Below are 21259 nucleotides of genomic sequence, written 5' to 3' on the forward strand. Positions count from 1 at the left end.
AATCAATAACGCAGTATAAATCGCTTTTAAACCAACCCGTTGGGCGTTTCACAGGCACTTACTCTCATCGTTGTTACTTTTTAAAAGGGACTGCCATTGTTGCAAAGTAACGCCTTGATATTAAGCACCTGTGAAACGCTGAATTCTGCATCTTGAGGTGGTTTGGGTATACCATTTATAAACTTGCTCAATATACGCCATTTTTTAATCTAGCTAAATATTTAACCAAGCTATCTTTACTAAAAAGTGCACTTTTTTGTAACTCACCTTGCATTTCTTCTTTTATTTAACAGCTAATATTGGTGACTAGTCTCATTAGTTTGTCATCGAGTTGGCTTTACTTTTTAATAGCTGCAATTCGAATAATAAGGAATCAACATGAAACTTGTTAGTTTTATTGGCTTGTCAGTGACAGCATTAACACTGGCCTTCAGTACTCCAAGCTTTGCTGATAATGGACGTCGTATTGACGTTGACAGTAAAGTGGTGACAGAACACAAAGCCCGCATTAATGGTGAGCGCTTTTCATATACCGCAACCACAGGGACACAACCAGTTTGGAATGAGCAAGGCGATGCGGTTGCAACGCTACAATATACTTATTATACCCGCGACAAAGTAGACGATAGAACAAAACGCCCTTTAGTCTTTTCGTTCAATGGTGGCCCAGGTTCTGCGTCAGTATGGATGCACCTTGCCTATACTGGACCGCGTGTATTAAAAATTGATGACGAAGGCTACCCTGTTCAACCTTATGGCGTAAAAGATAATCCTTACTCAATTTTAGACGTGGCTGATATTGTTTATATCAACCCTGTTAACACCGGTTATTCACGTGTTCTTGAAAACGAAAAAGGTGAGCTACCAAGTAAATCAGATCAACAAAAAATGTTCTTTGGTGTTAACGCTGACATCAAATACTTAGCAGAGTGGCTAAATACCTTTGTTTCTCGCAACGAGCGCTGGCGCTCTCCTAAATTTTTAATTGGTGAGAGCTATGGTACGACTCGTGTATCTGGCCTTGCTCACGAATTACAAAATCGCCAATGGATGTACATCAACGGTGTTATTTTAGTATCACCAACTGAGATTGGTATTAAGCGCGAAGGCCCTGTAGAAGCTGCTAACCGCCTACCTTACTTTGCTGCAACCGCTTGGTACCACAAAGCACTTAGCGCAGACTTACAAGCAAAAGACTTAGACGAGTTACTCCCTGAAGTTGAACAGTTCACCGTGAATAAGTTCTTACCTGCAATTGCTAAAGGTGGTTTCTTACCTGCTGATGAAAAGCGTGCCATTATCAAGCAAGCGGCAAAATACGCAGGTTTATCTGAAAAGTTTGTTGAGCAAAATAACCTTGATATCCCAAATAACTTCTTCTGGAAAGAGCTATTGCGCGAGCGCGGCCAAACTGTAGGCCGTTTAGATTCTCGCTATTTAGGTATCGACAAACGTGATGCAGGTGAGTCACCTGATTACTGGGCTGAGCTTACTTCATGGTTACACTCATTCACGCCAGCGATTAACTATTACCTACGTGAAGAGCTTAACTACAAAACCGATATCAAATATAACCTATTTGGTAATGTTCACCCTTGGGATCGCTCAGGCAACAACACAGGTGAAAACTTACGTTTAGCAATGGCACAAAACCCATACTTAAACGTGATGATTCAATCTGGCTACTACGACGGTGCAACAAACTACTTTGATGCTAAATACACAATGTGGCAGTTAGATCCTAGTGGCAAAATGAAAGAGCGCTTAAGCTTTAAAGGCTACCGCAGTGGTCACATGATGTATTTACGTCATGCTGATTTAGAGTCATCAAATAACGACTTACGTGATTTCATCCTGAAATCTCTACCAGCCGAAGGCAAAGCAGCAAAATACTAAACAGCGTATTTGCAAATCCATAATAGAAAAAGCCCGTTTTATACGGGCTTTTGTTTTTCCACTAATCTTTTTGGGTATATACTCAAGTCATTGATTTAAGGATTTGGATAATCAGCAAATGGCAGAAAAATTTCGCGTAATGTTTGCAGGGCTCGAAGCCGGTGTCGACCAAGCACAAGCAACAGAGCAACTAGCTGCAAAACTAAAAACAACAACAGACAAAGTTGCAACCCTGTTTGAGCATAAGCCATTATTTGCACCAAGCGAGCAAGATAAAGCACTAAAACAAGCAAAATTACTCGCAAGTGTTGGCATTAAAGCCAAGCTCCAACCGATAAACCAAGCAGCCACCAGCAACCAATCAAGCAATACAGATGCACAGACCAAAGAGCGTGAAGAACGTATTTTTGATGCCCTCGATTACATCACCAGTAGCCTTATTCGTCTAGAAGAAAAACTTGATGACTTAGAGCAACGTTTACCTGAGCTTGAAAATAACAGCGTTGCTGATAGTGACGATAGCTGGCAAGAAGATGACTTGCTACTTGAAGACGAATTAACAGAGCCCGTTAAAAAACGCTCAAACACCCTACTCTATTCGCTTATTGCCATGGTCATAGTGTTATTGATCATTTTGGGTGTAGTGGAGCTTTTTCCTGAACTTTTCTCCTTTTTAGAAAGTTAACACTAATATTGACATGAGCAACACACGAGCAGAAATCAGACAATCTATTCGAAAAAAGCGCAATTCACTGACTGTTGAACAACAAAAAAATGCAGCCATTGCGCTAAAAGTGAATTTTACTCAACACTTAAAATCACTAAAAACACCTAAAAATGTCCATATCGGCATTTATTTTAGCAATGATGGCGAATTAGACACCTCATTGTTAATTAAAGAATTATGGAAGCAAGAGCAGCATTTATATCTGCCTATAATTCACCCCTTTAATGGCACAACTTTATACTTTCAGAGGTATGAAGAAAATTCACCCATGACTGCAAACCGCTATGGTATCTTGGAGCCCAAGTTAAATTGCAGTCAAATATGTCCTTTAGATAAGCTTGATATTTTACTTATGCCATTAGTGGCATTTGATGATCAAGGTAACCGTTTAGGAATGGGCGGTGGGTTTTATGACAAAACGTTGGCTCGGTATTACCAAGAAAACTGGCAAAAACCGATTTTGATAGGCCTTGCCCATCAATGTCAGCATGTTTCAGCATTGCCAATTGAATCGTGGGATGTACCGTTAAAACACATTATAACCCCAGAGAAAATCTACCAATGGTAAGCAAACTGTTTGTATACTATAGGCCCTCTCTGACAGCTAACTGAGCACATAATTATGACGCAAGATGAATTAAAAAAAGCCGCTGCCTGGGCAGCCCTAGAGTTTGTAAATGAAAATACCATTGTTGGCGTAGGTACAGGCTCTACAGTGAATCACTTTATTGATGCACTTGATACAGTAAAAGACACCATTACTGGTGCGGTTTCAAGCTCTGAGGCTTCAACTGAAAAGTTAAAAGCACTGGGTATTGAAGTATTCGAACTAAACGATGTATCAAGCCTTGATGTGTATGTTGATGGCGCAGACGAAATCAACCCACACAATGAGATGATCAAAGGCGGTGGTGCAGCCCTGACACGCGAGAAAATCGTTTCAGCGGTAGCAAAACAATTTGTTTGTATTGTTGATGAATCTAAAGAAGTTACAACATTAGGCGCATTTCCACTACCGGTTGAAGTGATCCCAATGGCACGCAGCTATGTAGCGCGTGAACTAGTAAAACTAGGCGGTGACCCTGTTTACCGTGAAGGTGTTGTAACAGATAACGGTAACGTCATTTTAGATGTGCACAATTTAGATATCAGCAACGCCAAAGAATTAGAACTAACAATCAACCAGATTGTTGGTGTAGTAACAAACGGCTTGTTTGCCCATCGCGGTGCAGATAAAGTCATTATCGGCACCAAAAACGGGCCGCAAATAAAGTAAATAGGAATGAGGATATGAGTAAGGTATCGTTAGCAAAAGACAAAATTAAAATTCTCTTGCTGGAAGGCGTGCACCAAAGTGCTGTAGAAACGCTTAAGCGTAATGGCTACAGTAATATTGATTACGTAAAAACATCCTTACCTGAAGACGAGCTCATTGAGCGCATCAAAGATGTGCACTTTGTAGGCCTTCGTTCTCGCACTCATATTAATGAAGCGGTATTAGAAGCAGCTGAAAAGCTAGTCGCAATCGGCTGCTTCTGTATCGGTACTAACCAAGTAGACCTGCAAGGTGCTCGTGAGCGTGGTATTGCGGTATTTAACGCACCATTCTCAAACACCCGCTCTGTTGCAGAATTAGTGCTTGGTGAAATCTTATTATTACTTCGTGGTATTCCAGAACGTAATGCCCTAGCGCACCGCGGAGGTTGGTTAAAATCAGCCAACGGCTCATTTGAAGCTCGTGGTAAAACCTTAGGTATTATTGGTTACGGCCACATTGGTACACAGCTAGGTATCATGGCTGAAAATATCGGCATGAACGTTGAGTTTTACGATATCGAAGACAAGCTAACACTGGGTAATGCAACGCAAGTTCATAACCTAACTCAGTTACTACAACGTGCTGACGTTATTAGCTTACACGTACCAGAAACACCACAAACGAAGAACCTAATTGGTATGGCTGAGCTTGAAGTAATGAAGCAAGGCGCCATCTTGATCAATGCTTCTCGCGGCACTGTTGTTGATATTGACGCTCTAGCAGAATCACTGCGTGATAAAAAGCTGAGCGGCGCTGCAATCGACGTGTTCCCTGTAGAACCAAAATCAAATGATGAAGAGTTCGTATCACCGCTACGCGAGTTTGATAACGTGATTTTGACTCCGCATATTGGTGGTTCAACACAAGAAGCACAAGAAAATATCGGTATTGAAGTTGCGGGCAAACTTGCTAAGTACTCAGATAATGGTTCAACCATTACAGCAGTTAACTTCCCTGAAGTATCACTGCCTGAGCTTGCAAACCGCAGCCGCTTATTACACGTGCACCACAACCGCCCAGGTGTTCTAACGCAAATTAACCAAGCGTTTGCACAGCACGGCATTAATATCGCAGCCCAGTACTTACAAACTGACGAATCAATTGGTTACGTAGTAATTGATGTAGATACAGACCAATCAGAAGTCGCTCTTAAAGAGCTAAGTGCTGTAGAAGGGACTATCAGAGCACGTATCCTTCACTAATCTTTGATATAACAAATAAATAAAAAGCGCAAACAGTTAAACTGCTTGCGCTTTTTTTTGTAGAACAAAACTTTAAGGTAGGTTGGTTTGAGCGCAGCGAAACCCAACACGGGAACCCAGCTTTAAACCGTAAATTTCAAGCTCTAAGCCATAAATAGCTTACCGTAGACGTGACGTTTATTTCGCGCGATGGCTTATTTCTTATAAGTAACACACTAGAAATTTCAGGTGAACAGCCAAAGTAGCAGCAAGCTTGTGATTATTCTCATTACGCTACTGCAAAACTAATAGGGTGTACCTTGGTTAGGTTAACATTTTGTTTAGCTTGCCAAAGATCGTAATTATCTTGCATCGATAGCCAACTTTCAGGGCTTCTACCCAAAGCCTTAGATAATCTTAATGCCATTTCAGGAGTAATTGAGCTCTGCCCCTTAAGGACTCTGTTAAGAGTTGAAGGTGAGACATCCAATTGTTTCGCGACAAATCTACAGCTGTAACCGAAAGGCTCCATATATACATCGGAAATAAATTCACCCGGATGCGGTGGATTATGCATAGTCATTAGTGATAATCCTCGTAGTTTAATATGTAGGCGTTACCATCTTTAAATTCAAATGTTACTCGCCAATTACCATTTACAGTTATTGACCAAACACCATCACGATTGCCTTTTAATGGATGCAACTTAAACCCAGGTAAATCGATATCTTCAATAATCGAAGCGGTATCTATAGCGGCTAGTTGCATTCTCAAACGGCGCTCGTGTTTGGCTTGAATCCCTACTTTGCTTCCAGTCTCGAAGAACTTTTTCAAGCCTTTATGTTTGAATGTCTTGATCATTGCCAAAGTGTAGCGTGTTGCGCAACAGGTGTCCATTTAAAATGTAACCCCCTTACTTAGGGGGAATAGCCTGTGGGTTAAAATTTGAAGCAAAGCAAAAACCAGCACGTTAATTAAAAGCTTTAAACCGTAAATTTTAAGCGCTAAGTCAGATACGGCTCACCGTAGGCGTAAAATTCATTTCGCGCGAATTTACACTCCCAACCTCCTTTAAATTATTTAACAGATCCAGGTCATTTGTTTTATTTCTTAGATATCGACATAATGCACCACTATGCTCAAATCACCATTGGAAGGTTTATTTTGAAAAAACTGATATTTGCTTTACTACTTATTACACCTATGTTTTGCGTATCAACAGAACTGCCAAGTGAATTTGAAAATAATTTAATCTACTTAACCCCAAAGCTCAGTGATGGCACAACAGTAAAATTTTTCACTGATACTGGTGGTGGTTGGAATGCTATTTCAAAAGAACTCAGTGAAAAATATCAATGGAAGGTTGAAAGCAAAGAAACTGAAGACGGTGCCATTAAAGTTACTGATATGCCGCAATTTGATAAAAGTGCTTGGATACCCATCGCAGGGCTGAACAATTGGTGGGCAGGTCAATTACAAGTAGTGCCAAGAAGAGAAATAAGTTCATCTAATGAGTTGGATGGCACCTTAGGCGGCAGATGGCATGCTGAAAAAATCATCGATTTTAACTACCTAGATAAAAGCATCACTATTTTATCTAAACTACCTGAAACTGATAACTTTTCTGAAGTACCTTTAGGTTTCCAAAAGAATGAATTAGGTAATTATACGTTAGGTTTTCCGAGCATTAATATATCTGTAGATGGTGTAACGATTCTAATGTTATTCGATACTGGCGCTTCTGCTTGGCCTTCAAATGAAGCTCTTGAGCAACTTAATTTATCCGGTGAAAAAGTCGCAACCTCTTTTATCACTGCGTCCATATTTGACAATTGGGTGAGATCTCACCCTGAATGGACGGTTATAGAAAAAGCATGTTTGTTATCTAAACAATCAATGATTAGAGTGCCAGAGCTAAAAATAGCAAATAAAGTGGTGGGCCCTGTTTGGTTTACGCGAAGAGAAGATAATAATTTTCATCAATTTATGTCTTCTATGATGGATAAACAAATTGATGGTGCGCTAGGAGGTTCAGCGCTTAAATATTTGAGAGTTATAGTCGACTACCCTAATGAAAGAGCTTGGGTTAAAAATGATTTGAAATGAAGGTTAAAAGGCCATGCTCGTTCAAAGATTAGCTTGAATGTCTTGCCTACCTAATACTCTCATAATTTCTATATTGCCACCTTGAATGCGATAATAAATGCTATCAACACCACAAACAGCTCGTCGATAACCTTGCCTAATCTCATCGACTGCTGGTGCTAAATAAGGTTGCTTTGCCAATTGCTCAAAACGATCAAAAAACTTATAAAAATAAGCATCAGCCTGATTTTCACCATATTGCTCTAAACCACGAAACCAAATTCGCTTCAAATCAGCTTCGGCTTGAATATTAAGTTTATAACTTCCCATCCTTACTCGCTTCTTCCTTGAAACTAGCTAACATTTGATTTGGTGATTTATCTGAAAGTCCACTTTTCTCTGCTTCAATCAATTTCATACGAATAGCTTCAATTTCAGAAGCTCGCATTTGCTCTTTTCTAATCAAATCTCGAAGTAACTCACTGTCACTCGCATAATTTCCTGAAGCGAGCTGTGCTTGCATCCATTTTTCTTGTTGGGCAGTCACAGTGATACTTTTTTTTACCATCGTCATAATTTACTCATCTTAAACAGATCAAATCCAGATATAATCCTACTTTGTACTACTACAATCAAGCTTAGCTTATTGGTGCTAGTAATCAACTATACCTTTAACTTAATCCCCCACCTCAAACACACTTCCCTGTGTAAATCTCGCCGATGAGTCAGTAAATTTTACTCATCGGTTTGCTGTGCCTCAGCGCCTTTATCTTGCTGTTTTTCGCTTATCATGGCATTTAATTTCTCGCCGCCTTTGATGCCAAAATCTAACGTGCGGATTGGGAATGGGATGGTCATGTCAGCTTCGCTTAGAGCGTTTCTAACAGCCACAACAGCCTTGTGACGAACGGTCATGAAATCCGCTTCGCCGGGGTATTTAATCCAAAACCAAACTAGTAAGTTAACGCTGCTATCACCAAAGCTTTCGGCGTAAACTGCGGTTTCTTCTTGTTTGATCACAAAATCAAACTCATTGATTTTTTTAACAATCACCTCAGCAGCTTGCTCGGGGTCATCTGCATACGAAATTCCCACTGGCACTTCGATACGACGCACACCTAAGGTACTGTAGTTACTGAGTATATTTCTAAATAGAATCTTGTTAGGCACTAAGATAAGTTGCCCATAAAAGTTCTCAATGAGGGTGTTTCTAAGGTTAATCGCCCGTACAGTACCAAACACGCTTTCAGTGCGAATTACATCCCCTGTTTTAAATGGTTTGCGAATACCCATAGCAATACCCGCTATAAGGTTCTCTGTCATGTCCTGAAAGGCAAAACCAATTGCAAGGCCTACGATACCCGCACCAGCTAGTAATGAGGTGACCGTGCCTCTGAGGCCCAAGAAATCAAGGGCTACAAATAAGCCTACGCATAACACGATGACTTTTACTATCGATGACATTAAGTCTGCGATTTGCGAAGACTCTAACGAGCGGCGTAATAGCTTTCTAAGCATTGAGCCAACGATACGCGCCAGCAGTGAAAACACGATAGTAATGATTACTGCAACAATAAAGTTAGGGATATGGCTTATGATAATATCAACCCAGCCACCGAGCTTTTCTTCTATAAGTTTTTCGGCTTCACCGACGGTTGGTATTTTTAACATGCGACTACCTGATACATTAAGAAACATAAAAGGTGTTTTGCAAAATAAGCGCCAGTTTCATACAAGCACAAAAAAGCCGTGCTTAGCACGGCTCTTCTAATTCATTTTACTAAAAGTTTAGTTCTGCTCTTCTCGTAAGAAAACAGGCTCTAATTCTTTTGCTGTTGCATCGCTGCTAAAGTAATAACCAGCAACAGTAAAATCTTTTAAATCACTTAATTGGGTGATTTTATTTTCAATGATGTAACGCGCCATCATGCCGCGGGCTTTTTTCGCATAAAAGCTGATCACTTTATATTGGCCGTTTTTACAGTCTTTAAAATGTGGGGTGATGATTTGTGCATTTAATGCTTTTTTATCAACCGCTTTAAAATACTCATTCGAAGCAAGGTTTACCAAGTATTTGCTATCTTGCTCAGCAAGCACTGTATTTAGCTTTTCGGCGATAACACTGCCCCAAAACTCATATAAGTTTTTACCGCGTGGGTTTTCTAACTTAGTACCCATTTCAAGGCGGTAAGCTTGCATTAAATCTAATGGTTTAAGCACACCATAAAGACCAGACAAAATACGTAAGTGCGACTGTGCGTAATCAAGATCAGCATCGCTTAGCGTTTGCGCATCTAAGCCACCGTATACATCACCATTAAAGGCTAGCACGGCTTGTTTTGCATTGTCTTGCGTAAATGGCTGTGACCACTCGGCGAAACGTGCCGCATTCAAACCAGCTAGTTTATCGCTGATTTTCATTAGGCTACCAATTTGCGCTGGTGTTAAATCACGGCAAACTGACATTAACTCTTCGCTGTGCTCGAGTAATTCAGGTTGAGTGAATTTATCGGTCGTGGCTGGTGTTTCGTAATCTAAATTTTTTGCAGGTGAAATAACAGTGATCATACTTAGCTATTGACTTGTAATTTGTTTGATGTCAATTTCAACATTAATTGAATCAAAATGCACGTTTTGTTTCGTCCTGCCTTTATCCGCTGTTCTTTTCATACATAATGTTCTAGTTTTCTGTATTAAGGACATTTGACCTATTAAACACTGTCATAGTGTTGCAGCATAAAGGCCGCTATAATGGATTTTCTTTTAACTTGCTTGGAATGAGGAAAGCAAATGACTTCAGCACTACAAAGGCTTAAACAGCATTCATCTATTGTTGCAGATACAGGTGATATTGAAGCTATCAAAAAGCACCAACCAGAAGATGCAACAACAAACCCATCTCTACTTTTAAAAGCCAGTGAAATTGAAGCGTATAAGCCTTATTTAGATAAAGCGTGGCAATATGCCAAAGAAACCGAGCAAGATGCAGCTAAACAACTTGAGTTAGCATGTGATTACTTTGCTGTATTAATTGGTAAAGAAATTAGCGAAATCGTACCTGGTTATATCTCTACAGAAGTAGACGCACGTTTATCATTTGATACCCAAGCGACTATCGACAAAGCACATACGTTACTGAGCCTTTACGAAAAAGAAGGCGTTAGCAAAGATAAAATCCTAATCAAAGTTGCATCAACTTGGGAAGGCATCAAAGCTGCAGAACAGCTTGAAAAAGAAGGCACTAAGTGTAACTTAACGCTGTTATTCTCTGAAGCACAAGCTCGCGCATGTGCCGATGCGAACGTATTTTTAATTTCACCATTCGTTGGCCGTATCTTAGACTGGCACGTTGCTAACGGCATGGAAAAACCAACAGATCCGCTAAACGATCCAGGTGTGCAATCTGTACGTAGCATTTACGAATTTTACAAACGCCACGATTACAAAACGGTTGTTATGGGCGCAAGCTTCCGTAACACAGGCGAGATCATCGCACTGACTGGCTGTGATAAGTTAACGATTAGCCCTGCTCTTTTAGAAGAGTTAGGCCAATTAACGGATGCACAAGAGTACCTACTAGAGAGCGACTTTACTGTTGAAGAAAAACCAGCACCACTAACTGAAGGCCAGTTCCGCTGGTTACATAACCAAGATGCTATGGCAACAGAAAAACTTGCTGAGGGTATTCGTTCTTTTGCTCAAGCACAGCTTGAATTAGAAGCACGCTTTAAAGCAATGTAATTTAAATTACAGTATTTTTTAAAAAGCCACCGCTAGGTGGCGTTTTTGTTTCTAAAAAACCACCTTCTTTGATCTATTCATCTATCAATCACAGTTCTGTAACAGTATTGTCACTTTTTTATTCTATTTTTGAGCAGCCTGTGGTATAGGTATTTCCGAGGTTCAAAAAATCAATAGGAGAAGTTCATGGATAGCCTAGACGATATTTTAGAAATATTAGAAGGTCCTAGTACAACAAAAAAGACCTCTACAAAAAATAAAAAGAGAAAATGGCGCGAAATCGAAGCGTTGAAAGACAAGCATAGACTTCGCAAAGAACTACAGGAGTTAGACTATTTCACAGACAGCGTTGAGCTTGATGAATTAGACTTTTAATTAAAGGCCCGTAAGGGCCTTTTGCATTTGCGGCAACGACCAATTTACTGGTGCTTTATTTTGATCAGTAAGCAGCTGGTTTGTCTTTGAAAAATGCTGACAACCAAAAAAGCCACGATGTGCAGAAAGCGGTGATGGATGCGGGCCTTGGATCACATGATGACGCGAGGTATCAATGTGTTTACCTTTTTTCTGAGCATGTGCGCCCCATAACACAAACACCACACCGTCACAGTGCTGATTGATAAGCGCAATTACTGCATCAGTAAACTTTTCCCAGCCAAGATGCTTATGAGAATGAGCTTGCCCTTGCTCAACCGTTAATACTGTGTTGAGTAAGAACACGCCTTGTTCGGCCCAGCTTTGCAAATAGCCATGATGAGGTATCTCAAAACCTTCTATATCAGTAGCCAACTCTTTATACATATTTTTCAAAGACGGGGGCAGCTTTTTAACTTCTGGTAATACCGAAAAGCACAAACCATGGGCTTGCCCTTCTCCGTGGTAAGGATCTTGCCCTAAAATAACCACCTTAACTTCATTCAAAGGGGTAGCATCAAAAGCTGAGAATACCTGTTCGTCTTTGGGATAAACGGTAACGCCTGCTGCGCGTCTATCGGCCACATATTGTAAGGTTTCTTGCATGTAGGGCTTAGCAAGCTCAGTATCTAGAAATGTTTGCCAATCGTTCATTTTGAAGCCTGTATTTGCTGACGAGAAACGTCTATTTTACCACACATGTCGGTCAAACCATCAAGCATACGGATTGTAAAACGGTGCAATAAGTCTGCGTTTACACTAATAAACTGGTTATGTTGCACCGCTGGCAATTCAGGCCATTGTCGCCAATCAATTTTAGGCTGAGGCTTTTTCGATTTTTCATCTGGAATAATCACGACCTCTGGATTGGCAACCAATACATTTTCAATACTAATGCGCGGGTAGTCTGTATCACTATTAGCAAACACATTATCCGCATGACAAATAGTTAATAGCTGATTGATCCAAGTATTTCCGCCAACTGTCATCATTGGCTCAGGCCATAATTGATAAAACACCGACACTTTCGGTTTGCCTTCTTGCGCTCTGCGAATAGCATTGAGTTTAGTTTCAAACTGTTTGGCTACTTTATTTGCCTTGGTTTGCAAATGCGTAAGCGTGCCTAGTTTACGTAGTTCATCTGCCACATTATCAACCTGATTTGGATTGCTGTACGCTACCGGAATACCTAACTTTTCAATGTAAGCGAGATCTTCGGCTTTGTTACCCGTTTTCCAAGCCAGAACTAGGTCTGGTTTTAACGACAACAGTTTTTCCATGTTAATCCCGTAATAGCCACCTACCCGTTCGATATCATTCGCTTGCTGAGGAAAGTCTGCATAGTCAACAGTACCCACAATGCGCTCTCCAGCACCAATCGCAAACAGGTTTTCAACGATATGTGGGGCTAAGGCAACAATACGTTGAGGCTCTTTTATTTCATTAGCCTGAGCCAATGTTGGTAAATAAAATAAAACACTTACGAGTGCAAACTTAATGGTTCTCATGTTAATAATCGAACCCTTTTTGTGCTTTTATTCCTGCATCAAAAGCGTGTTTTACGTTTCTGACTTCACTAACTGTATCAGCTAAGTCGGTTAGTTTTCGGTGCGCACCACGACCTGTAATAATCACCGATTGCATAGCAGGGCGAGAGCTAACTGCCTCCAGAACGTCGTCTAAATCAATATAACCGTAGGTGATCATATAGGTTATTTCATCTAGCATAACGAGGTTAATTGACTCATCCTTCAGCATTCTTTTTGCTTCTTGCCATGTCACTTGCGCAGCAACGGTATCTGACTCTTTGTTTTGTGTTTCCCAAGTAAAACCGGTGTTCATAATAACAAATTCAACCCCCGCTTTTTCGAGTAGGTTACGTTCACCGCACTCCCATGTGCCTTTAATAAACTGACATACAGCTGCTTTCATTCCGTGACCTACCGCACGTGCAACAGTACCAAACCCAGAAGTCGATTTCCCTTTACCGTTGCCAGTTATAACCTGAAAAATACCCTGCTCTTTTTGTGCAGCAGCAATCCGTTCGTCGACTTTTTCTTTTACTTTTTGCTGGCGTTGTTGGTGCTTATCTTGATTCTGTTCGCTCATTGTTGTTCCTTATGTCTCTAAATTGAAGTTCTCATAAATATTGATGATTTGTTCAATATCGAGATTCTCTGCTACTACACTAGCTAAACGGTTTAACTGCTGTTCACGGTTTAAGTTAATATCAATCGGCTTAATTTGGCTATTTGCTGCAAGCCAAGTTATTAGCTCAGATACGCCTTCAGGGGTATCGAACAAGCCATGTAAGTAAGTACCTGCTACTTGGTTATCATCACTAATAAAACCATCTACTTTGAATCCACTTGGGTGATCATTAAAACTCAAAAATGGCTTTTCAAGTGCCGGCCCTTGACTAATCCCGGCGTGAATTTCATAACCAGATATTGCTTTATCGCTATTGTTTAAATGAAGAGTACCAGAGACTTGGCTTAGTACTTTTTGTTGCCCTAATTGCGTTTCAAAGTCAGCAAGCCCAAGCCCTGCTGCGCTGCCTAAATTAGATTCCACAGCATGTGGATCAGTAAGGTAGTTGCCTAGCATCTGCAGCCCACCACATACTCCCAGCACTTTACCGCCATAGCGTAGATGACGTGTTATTTGTTTATGCCAGCCTTCATTTTTTAAAAACGCTAAATCACCGAGTACATTTTTACTGCCCGGAATAATAATCAGATCAACACTTGGAATAGCCTGGGTATGACGTACATACTGTAAATCAATTTCTGGTTGTAATCGCAGTGCATCGAAGTCTGTGTGATTACTAATATGAGGAAGTAGCAACACGGCTATACGTAATTGCGGTTTATCTACCTGATTAGTTATAGCAACGGCATCTTCTGCATCGAGTGCTAAGTCATGTAAATAAGGTAACACCCCAAGCACTGGCTTATTGGTGTATTGCTCTAACCAATCAAGGCCTCCTTGCAATAACGCAATATCACCACGAAAACGGTTAATCACAAAGCCTTTAACGCGCGCTTGCTCCGACTCAGACAACAAGGCTAACGTTCCGACTAAATGAGCAAACACGCCGCCTTTATCGATATCGGCAATGATGATCACCGGGCAATCAACCGCCTCAGCGTAACCCATATTAGCAATGTCGTTTTCGCGCAGGTTAATTTCTGCTGGGCTCCCTGCACCTTCAACAACCAGTAATTCAAAACGTTCACTTAAACGCTGCTGCGAAGTAAGAACTGCATCCATCGCCACTTTTTTGTAGTCGTGATAACTGCCCGCTTCCATATTCGAAAGCGCTTTGCCATGGACGATTACCTGCGCTCCGGTATCGCTATTAGGTTTTAATAAGATAGGGTTAAAATCGACTTCTGCGGGGACTTTTGCCGCTACTGCTTGCAAAGCTTGTGCGCGACCTATTTCGCCACCATCTTCGGTTACGGCGCTATTTAACGCCATATTTTGTGGCTTAAAAGGCGCAACCTTAATGCCTCGATTAGCAAAGATCCGGCAAAGTGCTGCTACAAGAGTACTTTTACCTGCATCTGAGGTCGTGCCTTGCACCATTAATGTTTTCATCATTGTTCTCTTTTTAAGGTTTGTGCAAGACCTGCAATCACAAACTCAACACGTGCAACTTGCTGTGCTAAGGCTTGATGTAACCAACCTGAATGATCAACAAACTGACGGCTTAATTCACCGAGCGGCACAATACCATGACCCACTTCATTGCTGACAAAAATCACCTCACCCGGCAATTGCGATAGCACATCGAGTAAGGCCGCTTTTTGCTCAAGCCAAAATGCTTCACCCTGCTGGCATAAGCAATTACTCAACCATAGGGTTAAACAGTCCACTAAAATACAGTTTTCAGCATGGCTATATTGTTGTAGTGCTTTAGCCAAATACAAAGGCTCTTCGACAAGCTGCCAATGCTTAGCGCGCTCTGCTTGATGCCGATTAATTCGGGCAGTCATTTCTTCATCACCCGCATTTGCTGTGGCAATGTAGATAAGCGGCTTGTGTGAATTTATTGCCTGCTGCTCAGCAAAGCGGCTTTTACCGCTACGAGCACCGCCTAAAATTAAAGTATGTTGCTGGCTCATAATAAACTCACCAAGCAAAGGTAGGTAACAAGCTCAGATACTTGCTGGGCTGCTCCTAAGCAATCTCCGGTGTAGCCTGATAACTGTTTTTCAAACCAGCGCTTTAATAGTAAACGAGTAACAAACAGCACACTGATGAGGATTAATAATTGCCCTAAAGTAAAGCCAAAAAACAACCAGGCAATTGCTAACACTGCACCGCCTGTTGCTAACAGTATTTGATAACTTTGCGTGCTTAAATGCATCGCAATGGGTTTTACTTTAGATGTGGCGTCCTGACTTACATAGTCCATGTCTGCAATTAAACTTGTTGCTACAACCCGACTTAAGCTTTGCCCTAAAACAAGTGCAATAATCACAGTACTGGTTACTTCACTAAGTGCGACGAGTGTTTGGTACTTAATTAATAAGGCCATCACAAGCGCCGCGGCACCATAGGTACCTAAGCGACTATCTTTCATAATGCTCAGCTTATCTGCGACTTGCCAACCACCACCAAAGCCATCCCAGACATCAGCAAGGCCATCTTCATGAAATGCCCCTGTAATTATCAAGCTAAACGCCATAACTAAGGCAACTGCAATGGCTGCAGGGAATAACCAACTTAGCAGCAAAAAGCTCAGCGCTAAAAGTACACCTAATATCACACCGACCAATGCAAAATAACGGCTGGCCTGATTGAGTGCCTGATCAGACACTGCAAAGTTTAATTTAACGGGTATACGCGTTAAAAAACTAAGCGCCAGTAAAAATAGCTGAAGCTGACTTGGGGTAGAATCAGAAGTGTGTTGTTCAGCGCTCATATTAGACAACTTGCTCAACATTGGCATCGGCAAAACTTGCCATGTCATTATAAAACGCCAAAGATGCTTGCAGTAAAGGTAAAGCAAGCGCAGCCCCGGTGCCCTCTCCTAAACGTAAATCAAGCTGCAATAAAGGTGCTGCATGCAAAGCATTGAGCATTGCTTTGTGCCCTTGCTCATCAGAAGCATGAGCAAATAACATATAATCGCGAGCGTTTGCATTAATGCGAGTTGCAACAAGCGCTGCTGCAGTGCAAATAAAACCATCCACGATCACCGCCATACCAAGTTCCGCAGCAGCTAAAATAGCACCGGTGATCTGTACAATTTCAAAACCACCTAATGCCGCAAGCGTCATTAATGGGTCGTCAAAATGAGCTTGGTGTAATTGAAGGGCTTGCTCAACAACTTTAATTTTTTTAGCTATAACCTCGTCGCTCACACCTGTGCCTTTACCAACACATTGGCTGGCAGGTAAAGACAAAATGGCAGCCATTAATGCCGCAGCACTTGTGGTATTGCCAATGCCCATCTCACCAAAGGCGATGGTATTGCAGCCTTGCTCATAGAGTGAATGAACTCGGTGCTTGGCTAATGCAAACCCTTTTTCAACCTGATTAAGAGACATAGCCATTTCAGTATTCAGTGGTGCAGTGATGTCACCTAAACGCTGGTTATGCACACTTTTATCGTGTGAAGTATTGAGAGTTCCTGCATCCACAACTTCCAGCTGCCAGCCCAACTGACGACAAAACACGTTGATAGCTGCGCCTCCTGCTGCAAAGTTTGCCACCATTTGTGATGTAACGCTGCTAGGAGCAATCGACACACCTTGGCTTGCCACACCATGATCACCCGCAAATACAACTAGAGAAGGGTTTGAAATAACCGGTTTAAAGGCAACTAGCGCCTGCTCACTATCAAGCTGCTTTGAAAAAATAAGCGTTAATTGTTTGGCACAACTTTCAAGCTGACCTAAAGCGCCTAGCGGCTTTGTTTTAAGGTCTATTTTTTGTTGAATTACAGCTGAAAATTGCTGATTAATAGGCATGATATTAAACATTAGCTACCTGCTCTGTTTACGAAAATAAAGTAAGAATAAAAAGAACACACTACCGATAGCGGCTGTGATCACACCAACAGGTAATTCTTGGTTATTCAATAGGGTTCGGCATAACACATCGACCCACACCATAAAAATGCCACCTACCAAGGAGGTCATAACTAAGTTATGGCTGCTGCCTTGCGGCGAAAAGTAGCGCACAATATGTGGGATCATCAGGCCGACAAAACCAACGCCCCCACACATAGCAACAAGCACCGCTGTTATTAATGAACTTAGCAGCAGCATCATGATCCGAAAGCGCTGCACATGAATACCCAAGGTTGCAGCACTTTCATCACCAAGCAGCATTGCATTAAGTTGACGACGAAATGCAATCATCAGTGTCATGCAGGCAATAATAACGATAAATGGCAGCCAAAGAGTGTCCCACTGGGCACGAGAAAAACTGCCCATCGTCCAAAACAAAATGGCGGTGATGGCTTGTGGATCGCTAAAATAAAGCAGCAGACTAGTCAGAGCACTAAATAAGAAAGATAGAGCAACACCTGCGAGTAACATGGCTTCAACTTGGCCAACATGACGACGCCCTGCAATAGCAATAAGCAACAGCATAGAAAGTAAGCTTCCGGAAAATGCAGCAACTGACATACTAAAGCCAAAACTCACACCGGTTAGGGCTATAAAGCACACCACACCAAATGAAGCACCAGAAGAAATACCAAACAAGTAAGGGTCCGCAAGCGGATTTCGGGTTACGGTCTGCAAAATTAGTCCTGCAAGGGCAAGCCCAGAGCCTGCTAAAAATGCCAGCACCGTTCTTGGCATACGCAAATGCCAAATAATACGCTGCACAAATTCATCGCTACCTTGGCTAAACAAACCATTAAAAACATCACTCAGTGGCGTATTTGCAGCACCAAAGCTCAATGCTAAAAAACAACTAATAAGCCCTACGACAACACAGATACTTAAACGCATTGCATCAGTCATTTTGATGCTCCTGTGTCTGATAACCATAAAAATAAGTGATGTGCGGAATAAACTTATCAGTGCTTGATTGCGGGTGAGCAGATACCGTTGCGCAGACACCAAATACATCACTCAACAGCTGCTCAGTAAGCACCGCTTTTGGTTGCCCCTGACAAACCAAACGCCCTTCATCAATCACCAATAATTCATCACATAAACTCGCTGCGAGATTTAAATCATGGAAAGAGGCAAGCACTGTCACATCGAGGGACTTTGCTAATTCCATTATTTGAATTTGGTATTTAACATCAAGGTGACTGGTAGGCTCATCCATGATGAGCAACTTAGGTTGTTGTACGATAGAGCGTGCAATAAGCGCTCTTTGCTTTTCGCCACCTGAGAGTGAATCAAATGCTTGCTCACTATGATGAGACAAACCAACCTGCTCTATAGCTTGATATATTCGCTGCTTATCATTGGTAGACGTGGCGCTGAAAAGTCGCTTATGAGGTGTTAAGCCTAAACTCACTACGTCGAACAAAGACAAATTAAACTGCGATGGAGACTCTTGTAAAACCACTGCAACCTGCTTTGCATATTCATCAGCACTGATTTGCCAAATATCTTGACCGCTTAGCAGCACAACCCCTTGCTGAGGTTTCAAGTAACGATAAAGGCAACGCAGCAAGCTTGATTTACCCGCACCATTAGGGCCGAGTAGACCGATAAACTGCCCTGCTTTTAACTCAAGGTTAATTGATTTAAGTATCGTTTTATTCGCAGTACCCCAACTTAAATCAGACACTGATATTAATGGCGCAGCGCTAAGGCTATTTTGTTGCAAGCTTATTCTCTCTTGGCGAGTAATCGCAACGCACAAGAAAGCACTGGTAAGTACCAGAAAATGACGTGAGTTGACCCGCTCGATGATTAATTGTTAGTGCTAAGTATCTGGCTGACCATTAGTTAGATGGATTACAGTTGCGGGAACAGCTGGAGAATTTCACTCCATTCCATAGCATATGAGTATTATGGCGGGCTAAGTAAATAATTCAATGAATATCGCTCTAGATGGCTAAAAAACAATTTTAGGCCAAGCTTGTCCTTGTTCATCTATATATACATCGAGTGTAATAAGCCCCGCATAAGGAAGGTGAAAAACATTTAAATGCGTGGCTGATTGTTTTGGCATCTGACAAACAATAGCAAGGATTTGTTTAATCACACCTGCATGGCTTATTACCAATGACTGTTCATGCTTAGATTCACATAGTGATTGTAAAAATGTTTGCCACCATGCCTCCACTCGTGCGTAAAAGTCTGCCATAGATTCACCATTGGGCACTTTTACTTGCCAAGGATGCTGCCAAAAATCACCAATATGAGGTTTACTCGTTTGCTGCCAAAGCTGTTGGTAGTCTTGGCCATCCCAATCACCAAAATTAAACTCTTTTAGCGCGTTATAATACTGTACATGCAGTGAGTGTTGATTTGCTAAATAATCAGCGTGAACTGAGCAACGTTTGAGCGGAGAGCTATATATGGCATTTAAATGTATGAGCTCGGCAGAAGCTTGGCGCATTTGTTCAAGGCCTCGCTCAGATAAACCGACATCGATTTGCCCAGAAAGAATTCCGGGCCTAGCGATTTCACCATGGCGAAGAAAGTAAACTCGTGAAGTAAATGCGTCCATAATGTTCCTTAGTAAACCAATAGTGAACGTTAACGCGTTTTAAGTCCTCTGTCGACTTATGCTAAGGGACTCATCCGAAGAGAGTTAAGCTAAACGCATTAAACGAACGTCAAAATGTAGCACAGCATTTGCGCCAATCTTGCCACCGTTACCTTTTTTACCCCAAGCAAGCTCTGGAGGGATCACAAATTCATAGCGAGAACCAATATTCATTAATAACAAACCTTCTCTTAACCCTTCTATAGCTTCAGATAAAGCGAACACTTCGGGCATACCCGCTTTATAACTATCGGCAATCACATTACCATCAGCAAGCATAATACGTTGGTTAATAACCACTGTATCGAATTCTGATATGCGTTCTCCTTCAACATCATCAATCACTTTATACATTAAGCCCGACGGGCATAGATGTGTATCTGGATGCGAAGAGAACTTAGCAATAAATGCTTCACTATTTTTACGATTTAAACCTGAAGAGCCTTTTGACTTGGTCGTTTTCTTACGAGACACAGCAAACCTTAATTGTATTACAAATATAAAACGCTTTATCGCATAACAAGGTAGGGGAAGCAAGTTTGCGAGAGTAAAGTTGCAAGTTAGAAAGGGAAAAGTTTGAGGATCTGGCGTAGGTTGGGTAGAGCACAGCGAAACCCAACACAGAGCTATCAGCTTTCAGCCGCGCGGTGTGGGTGTTTGGGGCAGAGTCTCTTTAAGTAATAAAATCTTGTAGGAGGCACTTCAGTGCCGAAATAATAAAAAAAATATTCATTGCTGAAGCCATTCTTACGCCAGACTTGACCTTGAAATTTAAACTTTACCCTTGCTAACTAGCAACTCGCTAACTCGTGTTGGGTTTCGCTACGCTCTACCCAACCTACCTGGAGAATGAACAGAGTGAATGCTGAGGGAGTCTCGGTACTAAACAACCACACAGTTCAACTGACATCTAACCTCTGATATCTCTGTATTTCAGCTGACGTCTAATACCAATTCGCTTAATTAAGTGATCTATTTTGAGGCAAGAAAGCCTCGTTGATAGCAAGGCAAAAATTTCGTTATTTAGTTGTTCTAAATCAGAAATTTTTAACGCAGATAGCGACAGGTTTAATCCCTCAAAATGATTAATACCATTCCGCATAAAGATTAAATCAATTTAATCCATTCCCGATTGCACATTTTCTTCACTCGATCCGGGATTGAAATAAAGTGATTCCATGCCTTTGAAACTTCATC

25 protein-coding genes and 1 riboswitch are annotated in these 21259 nt (G+C 41.4%); of the genes, 8 read left to right on the forward strand and 17 right to left on the reverse strand.

Features of this window, described 5'->3' with window-relative positions:
• Nucleotides 1-378 precede the first annotated feature (378 nt).
• From CWC02_RS10575 to serA, 5 genes are all read left to right on the forward strand, one after another.
• Nucleotides 379-1896, forward strand: a complete 1518-nt coding sequence (locus CWC02_RS10575) for a S10 family peptidase (protein ID WP_054554258.1) — start codon at nt 379-381, stop codon at nt 1894-1896.
• A gap of 118 nt (nt 1897-2014) precedes the next feature.
• Complete coding sequence (locus CWC02_RS10580; RefSeq protein WP_054554257.1) at nt 2015-2581, forward strand: hypothetical protein; 567 nt, start codon at nt 2015-2017, stop codon at nt 2579-2581.
• A 13-nt stretch (nt 2582-2594) separates the two neighbouring features.
• Nucleotides 2595-3191, forward strand: a complete 597-nt coding sequence (locus CWC02_RS10585; RefSeq protein ID WP_054554256.1) for a 5-formyltetrahydrofolate cyclo-ligase — start codon at nt 2595-2597, stop codon at nt 3189-3191.
• Between the two features lie 54 nt (nt 3192-3245).
• The gene (rpiA, locus tag CWC02_RS10590) at nt 3246-3899 is read left to right on the forward strand and encodes a ribose-5-phosphate isomerase RpiA (protein ID WP_054554255.1); all 654 of its coding nucleotides are present in this window, start codon (nt 3246-3248) and stop codon (nt 3897-3899) included.
• 14 nt (nt 3900-3913) lie between these two features.
• A complete protein-coding gene (serA, locus tag CWC02_RS10595) occupies nt 3914-5143 on the forward strand; it encodes a phosphoglycerate dehydrogenase (protein WP_054554254.1) in 1230 nt (409 codons plus the stop codon).
• Between the two features lie 268 nt (nt 5144-5411).
• Here the strand turns inward: serA and CWC02_RS10600 are convergent, their stop codons facing one another.
• On the reverse strand, nt 5412-5705 hold the full coding sequence (locus CWC02_RS10600) for a HigA family addiction module antitoxin (protein ID WP_138618087.1): 294 nt from the start codon (nt 5703-5705) through the stop codon (nt 5412-5414).
• The gene (locus CWC02_RS10605) at nt 5705-5983 is read right to left on the reverse strand and encodes a type II toxin-antitoxin system RelE/ParE family toxin (protein WP_138618115.1); all 279 of its coding nucleotides are present in this window, start codon (nt 5981-5983) and stop codon (nt 5705-5707) included. Before CWC02_RS10605 ends, CWC02_RS10600 begins: the two co-directional genes overlap by 1 nt.
• Nucleotides 5984-6286: 303 nt before the next feature.
• Here CWC02_RS10605 and CWC02_RS10610 point away from each other — a divergent pair, with 303 nt between their 5' ends.
• Entirely contained in the window at nt 6287-7228 is a 942-nt protein-coding gene (locus tag CWC02_RS10610; protein ID WP_171043837.1) for a hypothetical protein, read from the forward strand.
• Between the two features lie 21 nt (nt 7229-7249).
• Here CWC02_RS10610 and CWC02_RS10615 read toward each other — a convergent pair whose 3' ends face one another.
• From CWC02_RS10615 to yaaA, 4 genes are all read right to left on the reverse strand, one after another.
• Nucleotides 7250-7537 carry a type II toxin-antitoxin system RelE/ParE family toxin gene (locus CWC02_RS10615; RefSeq protein ID WP_138618089.1) on the reverse strand — a complete coding sequence of 96 codons (288 nt, stop codon included), beginning with the start codon at nt 7535-7537 and terminating at the stop codon, nt 7250-7252.
• Entirely contained in the window at nt 7524-7781 is a 258-nt protein-coding gene (locus tag CWC02_RS10620) for a ribbon-helix-helix domain-containing protein (RefSeq protein ID WP_138601793.1), read from the reverse strand. Before CWC02_RS10620 ends, CWC02_RS10615 begins: the two co-directional genes overlap by 14 nt.
• 161 nt (nt 7782-7942) lie before the next feature.
• Nucleotides 7943-8878, reverse strand: a complete 936-nt coding sequence (locus CWC02_RS10625) for a mechanosensitive ion channel family protein (protein WP_138618091.1) — start codon at nt 8876-8878, stop codon at nt 7943-7945.
• Between the two features lie 117 nt (nt 8879-8995).
• Nucleotides 8996-9775 carry a peroxide stress protein YaaA gene (yaaA, locus tag CWC02_RS10630; protein ID WP_062566697.1) on the reverse strand — a complete coding sequence of 260 codons (780 nt, stop codon included), beginning with the start codon at nt 9773-9775 and terminating at the stop codon, nt 8996-8998.
• Nucleotides 9776-9997: 222 nt separating this feature from the next.
• Here yaaA and tal point away from each other — a divergent pair, with 222 nt between their 5' ends.
• Together tal and CWC02_RS10640 are read left to right on the forward strand one after the other, a co-directional pair.
• On the forward strand, nt 9998-10948 hold the full coding sequence (gene tal / locus CWC02_RS10635; RefSeq protein ID WP_054554248.1) for a transaldolase: 951 nt from the start codon (nt 9998-10000) through the stop codon (nt 10946-10948).
• A gap of 186 nt (nt 10949-11134) precedes the next feature.
• The gene (locus tag CWC02_RS10640) at nt 11135-11323 is read left to right on the forward strand and encodes a DUF3545 family protein (protein ID WP_054554247.1); all 189 of its coding nucleotides are present in this window, start codon (nt 11135-11137) and stop codon (nt 11321-11323) included.
• On the opposite strand, the gene ung is transcribed toward CWC02_RS10640, so the two are convergent.
• From ung to CWC02_RS10695, 11 genes are all read right to left on the reverse strand, one after another.
• Nucleotides 11324-12016, reverse strand: coding sequence for a uracil-DNA glycosylase (gene ung / locus CWC02_RS10645; RefSeq protein ID WP_138618093.1), 693 nt, complete (start codon nt 12014-12016; stop codon nt 11324-11326).
• Nucleotides 12013-12870 (reverse strand): cobalamin-binding protein, encoded by an 858-nt coding sequence (locus CWC02_RS10650; RefSeq protein WP_054554245.1) that lies wholly within the window; start codon nt 12868-12870, stop codon nt 12013-12015. Before CWC02_RS10650 ends, ung begins: the two co-directional genes overlap by 4 nt.
• A 1-nt stretch (nt 12871) precedes the next feature.
• Entirely contained in the window at nt 12872-13471 is a 600-nt protein-coding gene (gene cobO, locus CWC02_RS10655; protein ID WP_138618095.1) for a cob(I)yrinic acid a,c-diamide adenosyltransferase, read from the reverse strand.
• Between the two features lie 9 nt (nt 13472-13480).
• A complete protein-coding gene (locus tag CWC02_RS10660; protein ID WP_138618119.1) occupies nt 13481-14965 on the reverse strand; it encodes a cobyric acid synthase in 1485 nt (494 codons plus the stop codon).
• Nucleotides 14965-15492, reverse strand: a complete 528-nt coding sequence (gene cobU / locus CWC02_RS10665) for a bifunctional adenosylcobinamide kinase/adenosylcobinamide-phosphate guanylyltransferase (protein ID WP_138618097.1) — start codon at nt 15490-15492, stop codon at nt 14965-14967. The genes CWC02_RS10660 and cobU overlap by 1 nt, the downstream gene beginning before the upstream one ends.
• On the reverse strand, nt 15489-16295 hold the full coding sequence (locus CWC02_RS10670) for an adenosylcobinamide-GDP ribazoletransferase (RefSeq protein WP_138618099.1): 807 nt from the start codon (nt 16293-16295) through the stop codon (nt 15489-15491). Before CWC02_RS10670 ends, cobU begins: the two co-directional genes overlap by 4 nt.
• 1 nt (nt 16296) lies before the next feature.
• Entirely contained in the window at nt 16297-17358 is a 1062-nt protein-coding gene (gene cobT, locus CWC02_RS20835; protein WP_138618101.1) for a nicotinate-nucleotide--dimethylbenzimidazole phosphoribosyltransferase, read from the reverse strand.
• A gap of 3 nt (nt 17359-17361) precedes the next feature.
• Nucleotides 17362-18351, reverse strand: a complete 990-nt coding sequence (locus CWC02_RS20840; RefSeq protein ID WP_249364095.1) for a FecCD family ABC transporter permease — start codon at nt 18349-18351, stop codon at nt 17362-17364.
• A complete protein-coding gene (locus CWC02_RS10685; protein WP_138618105.1) occupies nt 18344-19174 on the reverse strand; it encodes an ABC transporter ATP-binding protein in 831 nt (276 codons plus the stop codon). The genes CWC02_RS20840 and CWC02_RS10685 overlap by 8 nt, the downstream gene beginning before the upstream one ends.
• Before the next feature lie 103 nt (nt 19175-19277).
• Nucleotides 19278-19345, reverse strand: a riboswitch (cobalamin riboswitch).
• A gap of 60 nt (nt 19346-19405) precedes the next feature.
• Nucleotides 19406-20023 (reverse strand): histidine phosphatase family protein, encoded by a 618-nt coding sequence (locus tag CWC02_RS10690; RefSeq protein ID WP_138618107.1) that lies wholly within the window; start codon nt 20021-20023, stop codon nt 19406-19408.
• Nucleotides 20024-20107: 84 nt separating this feature from the next.
• Entirely contained in the window at nt 20108-20536 is a 429-nt protein-coding gene (locus tag CWC02_RS10695) for an FKBP-type peptidyl-prolyl cis-trans isomerase (protein ID WP_054562340.1), read from the reverse strand.
• Between the last annotated feature and the right edge of the window lie 723 nt (nt 20537-21259).

This window comes from Pseudoalteromonas sp. S2721 (genome assembly GCF_005887425.1).
GTDB lineage: Bacteria > Pseudomonadota > Gammaproteobacteria > Enterobacterales > Alteromonadaceae > Pseudoalteromonas > Pseudoalteromonas simplex.

Coding starts and splice junctions, on each gene's coding strand:
- CWC02_RS10670 (WP_138618099.1), bottom strand. CDS start 16,295: ATGAGCGCTGAACAACACACTTCTGATTCTACCCCAAGTCAGCTTCAG.
- CWC02_RS10575 (WP_054554258.1), top strand. CDS start 379: ATGAAACTTGTTAGTTTTATTGGCTTGTCAGTGACAGCATTAACACTG.
- CWC02_RS20840 (WP_249364095.1), bottom strand. CDS start 18,351: ATGACTGATGCAATGCGTTTAAGTATCTGTGTTGTCGTAGGGCTTATT.
- CWC02_RS10640 (WP_054554247.1), top strand. CDS start 11,135: ATGGATAGCCTAGACGATATTTTAGAAATATTAGAAGGTCCTAGTACA.
- CWC02_RS10690 (WP_138618107.1), bottom strand. CDS start 20,023: ATGGACGCATTTACTTCACGAGTTTACTTTCTTCGCCATGGTGAAATC.
- CWC02_RS10660 (WP_138618119.1), bottom strand. CDS start 14,965: ATGAAAACATTAATGGTGCAAGGCACGACCTCAGATGCAGGTAAAAGT.
- CWC02_RS10615 (WP_138618089.1), bottom strand. CDS start 7,537: ATGGGAAGTTATAAACTTAATATTCAAGCCGAAGCTGATTTGAAGCGA.
- CWC02_RS10605 (WP_138618115.1), bottom strand. CDS start 5,983: ATGATCAAGACATTCAAACATAAAGGCTTGAAAAAGTTCTTCGAGACT.
- CWC02_RS10625 (WP_138618091.1), bottom strand. CDS start 8,878: ATGTTAAAAATACCAACCGTCGGTGAAGCCGAAAAACTTATAGAAGAA.
- CWC02_RS10620 (WP_138601793.1), bottom strand. CDS start 7,781: ATGACGATGGTAAAAAAAAGTATCACTGTGACTGCCCAACAAGAAAAA.
- ung (WP_138618093.1), bottom strand. CDS start 12,016: ATGAACGATTGGCAAACATTTCTAGATACTGAGCTTGCTAAGCCCTAC.
- CWC02_RS10650 (WP_054554245.1), bottom strand. CDS start 12,870: ATGAGAACCATTAAGTTTGCACTCGTAAGTGTTTTATTTTATTTACCA.
- cobT (WP_138618101.1), bottom strand. CDS start 17,358: ATGTTTAATATCATGCCTATTAATCAGCAATTTTCAGCTGTAATTCAA.
- rpiA (WP_054554255.1), top strand. CDS start 3,246: ATGACGCAAGATGAATTAAAAAAAGCCGCTGCCTGGGCAGCCCTAGAG.
- cobU (WP_138618097.1), bottom strand. CDS start 15,492: ATGAGCCAGCAACATACTTTAATTTTAGGCGGTGCTCGTAGCGGTAAA.
- cobO (WP_138618095.1), bottom strand. CDS start 13,471: ATGAGCGAACAGAATCAAGATAAGCACCAACAACGCCAGCAAAAAGTA.
- CWC02_RS10580 (WP_054554257.1), top strand. CDS start 2,015: ATGGCAGAAAAATTTCGCGTAATGTTTGCAGGGCTCGAAGCCGGTGTC.
- yaaA (WP_062566697.1), bottom strand. CDS start 9,775: ATGATCACTGTTATTTCACCTGCAAAAAATTTAGATTACGAAACACCA.
- tal (WP_054554248.1), top strand. CDS start 9,998: ATGACTTCAGCACTACAAAGGCTTAAACAGCATTCATCTATTGTTGCA.
- serA (WP_054554254.1), top strand. CDS start 3,914: ATGAGTAAGGTATCGTTAGCAAAAGACAAAATTAAAATTCTCTTGCTG.
- CWC02_RS10585 (WP_054554256.1), top strand. CDS start 2,595: ATGAGCAACACACGAGCAGAAATCAGACAATCTATTCGAAAAAAGCGC.
- CWC02_RS10600 (WP_138618087.1), bottom strand. CDS start 5,705: ATGACTATGCATAATCCACCGCATCCGGGTGAATTTATTTCCGATGTA.